The sequence below is a fragment of the Nocardia coffeae genome, assembly GCF_019890715.1.
Taxonomy (GTDB): Bacteria; Actinomycetota; Actinomycetes; order Mycobacteriales; family Mycobacteriaceae; genus Nocardia; species Nocardia jiangxiensis.
Genome location: NZ_JAINZY010000001.1, coordinates 1,100,305 through 1,109,915 on the forward strand (window position 1 = coordinate 1,100,305; position 9,611 = coordinate 1,109,915).

The window sequence follows — 9,611 nt, forward strand, 5'->3', positions numbered from 1 at the left end:
GCCTCGCCCGCCCGTCTATCGGCCCTTGAACTCGGGCGGGCGCTTCTCGAACACCGCCTGCATGGCCTCGGTCAGATCCTCCGAGGGCAGGAAGGCCGAATTCCACGCCGAGACGTACCGCAGCCCGTCGGCCACCCGGCCGGCGCGCGGCTGATCGAGCACATCCTTGATGCCCTGCACGACCAGCGGCGGATTCGCGGCGATCTCCCGCGCCAGCGCGTGCGCCGCCTCGAGGACCGCTTCCTGATCCGGATGGACGTCGTTGAGCAGGCCGATCTTCTCCGCGCGGGCGGCGTCGATGTCCTTGCCGGTCAGCGCGAGCTCACGCAGATGCCCGTCGCCGATGATGCCGGGCAGCCGGTGCAGCGAGCCGACGTCCGCGACGATGGCGACCTTCGCCTCGCGCAGGCTGAATTTCGCCTCGGCGCTGGCCAGCCGGATATCGGCCGCGGCGATCAGATCCAGGCCGCCGCCGATGCACCAGCCGCTGACCGCCGCGATGACGGGCTTGCGGCAATCGGCGACCGCCGTGATCGCGGCCTGCATGCGCCGGACCTCGTTCAGGAAGTCGGTGCGCGGTGCGGCCAGGGCGCGATCGGCCAGCAGCGGACCGAAGGTCGGGGCCATCGCGGGCAGGTCCAGGCCATAGGAGAAATGCTTGCCCGCGCCGGTCACCACCACAGCGCGCGCATCGGGGTCGGTGTCGAGTTCGGCGAAGATCTGCGGCAACTCGCGCCAGAAGTCCGGGCCCATCGCATTGCCCTTGCCGGGGCCGGTCAACGTCACCGTGGCGACGTTGTCCGCGCGCTCGACTGTGAAAGCCTTCCAATCGGTCATCCGCCCAGCGTAGCGGCCCTGTGGACGGCCCCGGCGAGGTGTGTGAAACCTGCGCTAAATATGGTGGGGCACAGTGTCTCCCCCGACTCGCCTCGGTGAAGTATGGGGTGGATCACAACCCGACGACCGCCTCCGGCTTCGTTCCGGCGAACCCCGGGGGCCTGTAGACCGAACAGGTGAGGCCCCGCACAGTGATGCACACCGGCATCGGTTTGGACCGATTCAACGAACTCTCCCGTGCGCGAGCCGTGCACGCGCTCTTCGAATGTTGCTCGAATGTCACCTGGGCGGACAAGCTCGTCGAGCTACGCCCGTTCGCCGACCACGCGGCACTGTTCGCCGCGGCCGAGGTCGGATTGTCCGCACTCTCGGCGGCGGATCTGGAGCGGGCCTTCGAACCGCTTGCGCCCGAGCCGTTCTCCGAGCGGACCCTGGCGGAGCTGTGCCGGATCACCCGCGAGCGAATCGACCGCATGCTCGGGCCCGCAGCGGGATTCCCCGAATACTGAACGCCCGGCGGCGAGCCGATTTCGGTTCTACTCTGGTGCCATGTCCAGGTCGTTGCCCACCGTCGCTTCCCGGGTATCGGACACGCTCATCGCTCGTGGCCATCACGGCGTCATCGTCACCCAGGCCCAACCCGCCCACACCGCCGCCGAGGCCGCGCAGGCGCTCGGCGTCGACGTGGGCGCCATCACCAAATCGCTGCTGTTCCTGCTCGACGACGAACCGGTGCTGCTGCTGGTCTCCGGGGCGCATCAGGTCGATCTGACGCGCACCGGCGAGCGATTACAGGGTGCGCTCGCCCCGGCGCCCGCGCGGATGGTGCGCAAATTCACAGGCCAGCCGATCGGCGGGGTCGCACCCGTCGGTCATCCGGCGAATCTGTCCACATATGTGGACAACGCACTGTCCCGACATCGCGAATTGTGGGCGGCGGGCGGGCACCCCAATACGGTGTTCCGCACGTCGTTCAGCGAGTTGGTGCGCATCACCGCGGGCCTGGCGATCGACGTGGACTGACCCGTCGAGTGGGACGTACCGGACCACTCGGCGTGCTTCCCGACGTAGGTTGGATCTGTGTACGAGCTAGTGAGAATCACCTGTGCCGATGGCGAGGTGGCGCGATGAGCAACTCCCGGCAGTCGGAGATGTCCGAGGTGGAGCAGGCGGAATCGGCCACGTCGACGCAGCGTCCGGACGAGGCCGGCGGGATCACCGCGGCGCAGTTCCGTGGCGCGATGCGGCACTATCCGGCCGGAGTGACCATTGTCACACTCAACAACGGCGAGCGTCCGGTGGGCTTCACCGCGACCTCGTTCGCCTCGCTGTCCGCCGAGCCGCCGCTGATCTCGTTCAACATCGCCGAGACCTCGTCGAGTATCGAGGCCATGCTGGCGGCCGAATCGGTGGTCGTACATTTCCTGGGCGATCATCAGCTGCATCTGGCCCAGCGGTTCTCCCGCGCGGCCGAGGAACGGTTCGCCGACGATTCGCTGTGGACGTCGCTGGACAGTGGCGAGCCGGTATTGCACGACACCCCGATCTGGGTGCGCGCCACGGTCCACCAGCTCATTGCGATCGGCGATCACACGCTGGTCATCGGGCTGGTCACCCGGGTGCACGACACCACCGACGACGAACCGATCGCCGCACCGCTGCTGTACTACAACGGCTCGTATCACCGCCCGCGCGGACTGCAGTGAGATCTGCTGCGAGACAGCATCTTCGGCAGAGAACGCCTACGTGGCGGAGGCGATCGTCCCGATCCCCAACGCGGCGAGCACCCCGGCGCTGATCTGCTCCAGGCGATCTCGGACGCGAGGACGCTTCAGGAGCCGCACCGCACCCGCCGCGGCGACCGCGAGTACCACCATTTCCGTTGCGGCGATACATGATTCGATCGCACCGAGGGTCAACGTCCCGCCGAACGTGACATGGGTCAGGAATTGCGGGAGCACCGCGAGGTAGAACAGGCCGACCTTCGGATTCGACAGACAGGACAGTATCCCGGCGACGGCCGCGGATCGCGTCGATGCCGCACGGCCCGACACCGTCGCGCGGGCCGGATCCGGCTGCTGCGCCCCGGCCGTGTTCGCACGGGCCCGGCGATGATCGCGCAGAGTGCGAATTCCCAAGTACACCAAGTAGATTCCGCCCGCGATCTTCAGCACACGATACGCGGTCGCCGACTGCTCCAGCAGCGCGGCGACACCGGCCGCGACCACCACCGCCCACGCGATCCCGCCGAGCGCGGAACCCACCGCGGCCGCCACAGCTGGCCGGCGCCCGGCGATCGCGTAGCGCAGCACCAGGAACGTATCGGGCCCCGGCGTGAGAGCCAGCAGAACGCACAGTCCGACGAAGCCCAGCAGCAGCGAAACAGTCACCGGACCACGCAAGCGCAGTGCGGCGCGCAGCGCAAGCGAAATTCGAGCCGAGGTTGACAAGACCCGACGACCTCTGCCAATCTCGGGTCAGGTCATGAGTGCCAGCGTCAAGCCCCGGCTAGCTGGTCGGCAACCCTCCTCCGCGGTGGGGTGCTCCGGGTGACGACCGGGCCGTAGCCCGACCGGGTGCGGCAAGCGCGGGCTCCCGTTCATCTCTCCTCGGGATCCCTGTCCCGAAGGGATTGTGTGATGACTGCCGTACTCGATCAGACCTGTGCCCCGATCGCTCGCGTATCCGGATGCGATCTGCGAGTTCCGTTGGTGCAGGGCGGAACTCGGACGTACGCCAATTTCGACTACGCGGCCAGCGCCCCCGCTCTGGCGCAGGTGTGCGACCGGGTGAACGAGTTGTTGCCGTACTACGCCAGCGTGCACCGCGGCGCGGGTTACGCCTCGCGCATCTCCACCGACTGCTACGAGAGCGCGCGCACGTCGGTCTCCCGCTTCCTGAACTGCGCCGACGATCAGGTGGTCGTCTTCACCCGCAACACCACCGATTCGCTGAATCTGTTGGCCGCCTGCGTCCCCGGGGACACCGTCGTACTCGATATCGAACATCACGCCAACTTCCTGCCCTGGACCCGGCACGGCCGCCGGGTGGTCACCGCCGCCGCGACGATCGACGAGACCATCCGCCGCCTGGTCGCCGAGCTGTGCACCAAACCCGCTGCGCTGCTTGCGGTCACCGGGGCATCGAATGTGACCGGCGAGGTGCTGCCGCTGCGTCGGCTGGCGCAGATCGCGCACCAGTGCGGTGCGCGAATCCTGGTCGATGCCGCGCAATTGGCGCCGCATCGTCGAATCGACCTGTGCGACATCGGAATCGACTACCTCGCCCTGTCCGGCCACAAGCTCTACGCACCGTTCGGCGCGGGTGTGCTGGTCGGCCGCCGGGACTGGCTGGACGCGGCCGAACCGTATCTGGCCGGTGGCGGCGCGGTCCGCCGGGTCAGCACGACCGATGCCGAGTGGGCCCCCGCACCGCAACGTCACGAGGCCGGTTCCCCGAACGTTCTGGGCGCGGCCGCGGTGGCCGCCGCCTGCGACACTCTCGGCTCGATCGATGCGCAGGCCGCCGCCGAACACGAGCGCGCCCTCACCGAACGACTGCGTGACGGACTGCAAGCCATTGCGGGAGTGAACTTCCTGCGCATCTGGTCGGACAGCGCCGACAGCGTCGGCATCCTCGCGTTCACCCTCGACGGATTCGCCCCCGGCCGGGTCGCGGCCTACCTGTCCGCCGAACACGGCATCGGCGTCCGCGACGGCCGATTCTGCGCCCATCCCCTGCTGGACCGCCTCGGCGTCGACGGCGCGATCCGCGTGAGCGTCGGCCTGGGCACCCGCGCCGCGGATGTGGACCGGCTGATCGAGGCCGTGGCCGCCCTTACCACCGATGGTCCGGACTGGGATTACACCTGCACCGACGGCCAGTGGAATCCCACCCCCGAAACCCGTCCCGGCCTGTCCGGAACGGCGGGCACCGCACCCTGCACATTCTGATTCGCTGTCCTCAAGGCACCAGATAGCGGGCGGCGAGCACCTCCAGTAACGGGTCATCCTCGGTGACCGCGTCGAGGGCCTCGAGATCCGCCTCGACCGCGATCTGCCGAGGGTCGTCGTGCTCGCTGTCCGGCGCCCTGTCCTCGTGCAGTTGACGCACGAGCTTGTCCCGGATGCGCGCCTTCAGAGAATCAGCCATGCCCACCAGCATGCCGAATGCTCAGCAAACTCACCACGACCATGCCGGGACTACACCGGCGCCAGCCAGCTACCCCAGGGCGTATTACGCACGACGGTGAATACCGCGAGCAAGGCCAGAATTATGCACAGGGTCGTGCGGCTCATCGCCCACCGCCGACCCGGCACCCCCCGCCAACGCCGCACCACCCACTCACCCCACCACAGCGAAAATCCCACGATCAGCGGCAACAGAAAAACATTGCTGTGCACGGCGTCCAGCACATGCCCCTCGGTCAGATCATGCATCCCCCGCAACCCCCCGCACCCCGGACACCACCACCCGGTCAACGCATAGAACGGGCAGATCCCGTACGACCCCTCCACATGCGGATCGTAGAAATGCACGACCGCGGCTGCGGCCAGCGCCATACCCCCGATCATCGCCGGAGTCCCCAACCCCCGCCACCGGGACCGAGCCGCGATCGGCAGCGTGTGCGCGTTATCCACAGTCATCCACGGTAATCGCCCCGTATCCACATCCGCCAGGTCACCGCGGCTCGGTGAAACGCGTCAGCGAGCGGGTCGCGCACCGCCGACCCGCGTCCGCCTCTGCGTACTCGGCGATCGGCAATGCCGAATTCAGCACGCCCGCAACGACATCCGCGCGTCACTCCCGCTGGGCGAAGCGCAGGGTATTGCCGAAGGGGTCCGTCACGGCGAATCCGGGACCACCCGGCCCGTCCTCGGGCGGGCCGGGGCGGGCGTATCCGTAGTCCTTGGCGGCGAGTTCGGCATGCCAATTGTGGATATCGCCGACCGTTATCCACAGCACCGTGCCGGGAGTTCCGTCGCCGTGATGTTCACTCACATGGACGACAGCACCGGACCGGGACAGTTGTGCATAGAGCGGCAGACCGGGTTCGAAGCGATGTTCCCAGTCGATCGCGAAACCCAGGTAGTCGCAATAGAACCGGTACGCCTTGGCGACGTCGTAGATGCGCAGGATGGCGATCGGGGCGGCGAAGCTGATCGAGTCGGCCATGTGGCGATCCTATTGCCGCCGACCCTGATGTGCGGCGATCCGTTGGCTGACCGGGGCGGTGAGCACACCTGCCAGTATGTCGACGAGTTCGGCCCAGGCGGTGGTGTCGTCGGCGGCCACGCGGCCGTCCTGGACGGCACGTTCGTGGTCGGCCAGCAGGGAGAACAGCACCGTGGGTAGCGCGCGTAGTCGACGCATGCGCACGGGCGCGGGTAGTTCCGGCAGGTCACGGTCGAGGCGGTGCATGATCACCCGGACCGAGGTGCGGCGCGTGCCGCGCAGATTGGCCTCGTCGGTCACCGCGGGATGAGTACGAATCTGTTCGAGAAACCTTGCGTAGTAACCGATTCCGTGCTTCGAACCCAATTCGAACATGGGCACCACCAGCGCTTCGAGCAGTTCGTGCACCCCGTCCGGCTCATCGGCGGCGGCGAGTTCGGCGAGCAGTTCCAGGCGGCGCACCTCGAGGGTGGCCATCCGCTGTTCGACGACGGCCTCGATGAGCCCGTCCCGGGAGCCGAAGTGGTACTGCACCGCGGAGTTGTTCCGCTGTCCCGCCGCCGCCGCGATATCGCGCAGCGGCACCAGTTGTCCACGCTCGGCGATCAGCCGCTCCGCCGCGCGAAGAATCCGCTCGCGCGCTGTTATCTCTGCCACAGGCAGCAGAATAATCACTCACCAGGACGAACGGAACAATCTCTTGACAATTAAGCACCAGTTCTTAAGACTTTGTGACCGGTAACACATCATTTGCGTCGAACAATAGATCCGACGCGGCAGCCCCGACACACCGGATACGCGTTACGGCGTATCCACGAGGAGGACAACTCGATGATCCTGGACACCTTCCGTCTCGACGGCCGCGTCGCCGTCGTCACCGGCGCCGGTCGTGGCATCGGCGCCGCGACCGCCCTCGCCCTGGCCGAGGCCGGCGCCGACGTCGCGATCGCCGCCCGCACCGCCAGCCAGCTCGATGACGTGGCAGGCAAGATCCGCGGCCTGGGCCGCAAGGCGATCACCGTCCCCTGCGATCTGTCCGATCTCACCGCGGTCACCGCCCTGGCCGAGACCGCCGCCGCGGAACTGGGCCGGATCGACATCGTGGTCAACAACGTCGGCGGCACCATGCCGAACACCTTCATGACCACCACGACGGAATTCCTCGAGGAGGCGTTCCGCTTCAACGTCAGCACCGCACACGCGCTCACCCAGGCCGCGGTCCCGCACATGCTGCGCGGCGACGGCGGTTCGGTGGTCAACATCAGCTCGATGATGGGCCGCTCCCCGGGCCGCGGCTTCCTCGCCTACGGAACCGCGAAAGCCGCACTGGCACACTGGACTCGGCTGGCCGCGACGGATCTGTCACCGCGTATCCGGGTCAACGCCATCGCGGTCGGCTCGGTGCTCACCTCCGCACTGGAGGTCGTCGCCCAACAGCCGGAGGTCAAGAAGACCATGGAGGACGCGACTCCGCTGGGCCGGTTGGGCGAGCCGTGGGAGATCGCCGCGGCGATCGTCTATCTGAGTTCTCGCGCAGGCGGTTACATCACCGGCAAGGTGCTCGAGGTCGACGGCGGTATCGAGGCCCCGAATCTCGCACTGGGCCTTCCGGATCTGTGAGGAATGGCAATGACCTGTCGCGTAGTGCAGTGGAGCACGGGCAATGTCGGGCACTGGGCGTTGCGATCCATCATCGCCCGGCCCGAACTGGAACTGGTCGGGGTCTGGGTGTCCAGCGAGGCCAAGGCCGGTAAGGATGCCGCCGAACTCGCCGGACTCGACACCCCGACCGGCATCGCGGCCACCACCGACGCCGAGGCGCTGCTAGCGCTGAAACCCGACTGCATCGTGCACACCGCCATGGCCGACGACCGGCTGATGGAGGCGGTCGAGGATCTGAAGACCTTCCTGCGGGCCGGGATCAACGTCGTGTCGAGCAGTCCGGTGTTCCTGCAATTCCCTTACGGCACACTGCCTCCCGAAGTGATCGACCCGATCGTGCAGGCCGCCGAGGAAGGCGGGGCGTCGCTGTGGGTCAACGGGATCGATCCGGGTTGGGCCAACGACTGGCTGCCGCTGCTGCTGACCAGCGGCAGCGAACGTATCGACCGCGTCGTGTGCTCGGAACTCATGGACTACTCCACCTACGACAATCCGAAGGTGCTGTTCGAGATCATGGGTTTCGGCAGCGCGCTGGAGGATCTGCCGCTGCTGTTGCAGCCCGGGGTGCTCACCCTGGCCTGGGGCAGTGTGGTGCGGCAGCTCGCCGCCGCACTGGATGTCGAATTGGATGATGTGACACAGGATTTCGAGCGGATCGGCGCGCCCGCACCGATCGAGGTGGCCGGGCGCACCGTCGCCGCCGGGACCGCCGCGGCCCTGCGCTTCCGGGTCAGCGGAATCCGTTCGGGACGTGAGGTTTTCGTCCTGGAACACATCACCCGGCTGCATCCGGATCTGGCGCCGGGGTGGCCGCAGCCCGCCGGAAAGGGTTGTTACCGAGTCGAAGTCGAGGGCGAACCCGACTATCGGCTGGATCTGCAGCTCTACAGCGACGGCGATCACGCCCGCGCCGGACTGGTCGGTACGGCCGCTCGACTGGTCAGTGCCGTCCCCGCGGTCGTCCAGGCCCGTCCGGGTCTGCTCACCGCCATCGATCTCCCGCTGACCACCGGTCGCGGGTTGGTCTCCTAGCCCGCTCGAACGGGCGCGGACCCGGTCGCCGGTGGTTGTCAGCGGCTCATTGCGTTCACCCACCGGCGCCGGCGTATCCGAGACAGTGCGCGGCGAACCCGAATCATCGTTCCCCGTGCACCATCAGATATTCGGAGCCATCGGCCTTGTGTATGGGGCTTTACAGCCTGATGTGAGCGGCGGCACATTCGAAGCCCGCCGGCGATCCCTTCGCGCGTAGGTCTCCCCTCCTCGAAAATCACCGCCTCGAGTCATCGATCAGCTATCGATGCAGTCGGTATAGACCAAATGCCCAGCTAGGGACCTATAGCGCCGGGAGTTCGCATCCCCGAGGGCGATTCGCGACGCCGCCGAGGCGCGTTCGGATGGCTGCCGACGCAACACCGAGTTCATATCCACGTAACCTCACAACCGGCATTCGGCGATTCACAGCCATTGCGCAGACACTCCTCGATGTAGGCCACATCACACGAACTGCCGCCACACCCTCGCCACACCCGGTCGTACCACCTGCCGGAACGGCCCGCCTCACCACGTGAGTTGCGCTCGCCCGCCGACAAATCGGACGATTCGACCAGGTTTATTGGGCTGCAATGCTTTTCGGCTCTCACCACAGCATCCGCCCGGGTACCGCACCGAGATGCCCTGCATTCCCGCTGAATTGCGGTACCGTTTACCAGGAGTCCATGTACGGATTCGGCCCGGTCAGGAGTGCGCATCGTGGATGAGGGAGCAGGGGGCGACCCCACCGAGTTACCGAGTTCGACGTGTGTGCGGCGGTATGCGATCGCCGCAGCGCATCGGAGCGAGTTTGCTGTGGCATCGCCCGCCGGGCTGCACTCAGCACGATGTTCGGCGCCTTTCGGCCGCTGAGACCACGTGGCGCGCACGAGGTCTGCTGAGCG

The 9,611-nt window shown here is 67.2% G+C and carries 12 protein-coding genes and 1 riboswitch; of the genes, 6 read left to right on the plus strand and 6 right to left on the minus strand.

Annotation, left to right across the window (positions count from 1 at the left end; genetic code table 11):
- Nucleotides 1–15: 15 nt before the first annotated feature.
- On the minus strand, nt 16–837 hold the full coding sequence (locus K7711_RS04820; RefSeq protein ID WP_222965165.1) for a crotonase/enoyl-CoA hydratase family protein: 822 nt from the start codon (nt 835–837) through the stop codon (nt 16–18).
- 176 nt (nt 838–1,013) lie between these two features.
- On the opposite strand from K7711_RS04820, the gene K7711_RS04825 reads away from it, so the two are divergent.
- From K7711_RS04825 to K7711_RS04835, 3 genes are all read left to right on the plus strand, one after another.
- Nucleotides 1,014–1,346 (plus strand): 2-oxo-4-hydroxy-4-carboxy-5-ureidoimidazoline decarboxylase, encoded by a 333-nt coding sequence (locus K7711_RS04825; RefSeq protein ID WP_308014470.1) that lies wholly within the window; start codon nt 1,014–1,016, stop codon nt 1,344–1,346.
- A gap of 40 nt (nt 1,347–1,386) precedes the next feature.
- Nucleotides 1,387–1,860, plus strand: coding sequence for a YbaK/EbsC family protein (locus K7711_RS04830; RefSeq protein WP_222965167.1), 474 nt, complete (start codon nt 1,387–1,389; stop codon nt 1,858–1,860).
- A 128-nt stretch (nt 1,861–1,988) separates the two neighbouring features.
- Entirely contained in the window at nt 1,989–2,543 is a 555-nt protein-coding gene (locus K7711_RS04835) for a flavin reductase family protein (RefSeq protein WP_222966702.1), read from the plus strand.
- A gap of 36 nt (nt 2,544–2,579) precedes the next feature.
- Here the strand turns inward: K7711_RS04835 and K7711_RS04840 are convergent, their stop codons facing one another.
- Nucleotides 2,580–3,227: a LysE family translocator gene (locus tag K7711_RS04840; protein ID WP_222965169.1), complete on the minus strand. Its 648-nt coding sequence runs from the start codon at nt 3,225–3,227 to the stop codon at nt 2,580–2,582.
- 90 nt (nt 3,228–3,317) lie between these two features.
- Nucleotides 3,318–3,431, plus strand: a riboswitch (SAM riboswitch).
- A gap of 45 nt (nt 3,432–3,476) precedes the next feature.
- Between K7711_RS04840 and K7711_RS04845 the strand changes: the two genes are divergently transcribed.
- Nucleotides 3,477–4,790 carry an aminotransferase class V-fold PLP-dependent enzyme gene (locus K7711_RS04845; protein ID WP_222965171.1) on the plus strand — a complete coding sequence of 438 codons (1,314 nt, stop codon included), beginning with the start codon at nt 3,477–3,479 and terminating at the stop codon, nt 4,788–4,790.
- Between the two features lie 10 nt (nt 4,791–4,800).
- On the opposite strand, the gene K7711_RS04850 is transcribed toward K7711_RS04845, so the two are convergent.
- The 4 genes from K7711_RS04850 to K7711_RS04865 form a co-directional block, all read right to left on the minus strand.
- A complete protein-coding gene (locus K7711_RS04850) occupies nt 4,801–4,989 on the minus strand; it encodes a hypothetical protein (protein WP_222965173.1) in 189 nt (62 codons plus the stop codon).
- A 50-nt stretch (nt 4,990–5,039) separates the two neighbouring features.
- Entirely contained in the window at nt 5,040–5,483 is a 444-nt protein-coding gene (locus K7711_RS04855) for a DUF2752 domain-containing protein (protein ID WP_222965175.1), read from the minus strand.
- Nucleotides 5,484–5,637: 154 nt separating this feature from the next.
- Complete coding sequence (locus K7711_RS04860; protein WP_222965177.1) at nt 5,638–6,012, minus strand: glyoxalase superfamily protein; 375 nt, start codon at nt 6,010–6,012, stop codon at nt 5,638–5,640.
- 9 nt (nt 6,013–6,021) lie between these two features.
- Nucleotides 6,022–6,669 (minus strand): TetR/AcrR family transcriptional regulator, encoded by a 648-nt coding sequence (locus K7711_RS04865; protein ID WP_222965179.1) that lies wholly within the window; start codon nt 6,667–6,669, stop codon nt 6,022–6,024.
- Nucleotides 6,670–6,843: 174 nt separating this feature from the next.
- On the opposite strand from K7711_RS04865, the gene K7711_RS04870 reads away from it, so the two are divergent.
- Together K7711_RS04870 and K7711_RS04875 are read left to right on the plus strand one after the other, a co-directional pair.
- The gene (locus tag K7711_RS04870; protein ID WP_222965181.1) at nt 6,844–7,632 is read left to right on the plus strand and encodes an SDR family oxidoreductase; all 789 of its coding nucleotides are present in this window, start codon (nt 6,844–6,846) and stop codon (nt 7,630–7,632) included.
- A gap of 9 nt (nt 7,633–7,641) precedes the next feature.
- A complete protein-coding gene (locus K7711_RS04875; RefSeq protein ID WP_222965183.1) occupies nt 7,642–8,706 on the plus strand; it encodes an NAD(P)H-dependent amine dehydrogenase family protein in 1,065 nt (354 codons plus the stop codon).
- The last annotated feature ends 905 nt before the right edge of the window (nt 8,707–9,611 follow it).

Coding starts and splice junctions, on each gene's coding strand:
- K7711_RS04850 (WP_222965173.1), bottom strand. CDS start 4,989: ATGGCTGATTCTCTGAAGGCGCGCATCCGGGACAAGCTCGTGCGTCAA.
- K7711_RS04835 (WP_222966702.1), top strand. CDS start 1,989: ATGTCCGAGGTGGAGCAGGCGGAATCGGCCACGTCGACGCAGCGTCCG.
- K7711_RS04875 (WP_222965183.1), top strand. CDS start 7,642: ATGACCTGTCGCGTAGTGCAGTGGAGCACGGGCAATGTCGGGCACTGG.
- K7711_RS04830 (WP_222965167.1), top strand. CDS start 1,387: ATGTCCAGGTCGTTGCCCACCGTCGCTTCCCGGGTATCGGACACGCTC.
- K7711_RS04860 (WP_222965177.1), bottom strand. CDS start 6,012: ATGGCCGACTCGATCAGCTTCGCCGCCCCGATCGCCATCCTGCGCATC.
- K7711_RS04855 (WP_222965175.1), bottom strand. CDS start 5,483: ATGACTGTGGATAACGCGCACACGCTGCCGATCGCGGCTCGGTCCCGG.
- K7711_RS04820 (WP_222965165.1), bottom strand. CDS start 837: ATGACCGATTGGAAGGCTTTCACAGTCGAGCGCGCGGACAACGTCGCC.
- K7711_RS04870 (WP_222965181.1), top strand. CDS start 6,844: ATGATCCTGGACACCTTCCGTCTCGACGGCCGCGTCGCCGTCGTCACC.
- K7711_RS04845 (WP_222965171.1), top strand. CDS start 3,477: ATGACTGCCGTACTCGATCAGACCTGTGCCCCGATCGCTCGCGTATCC.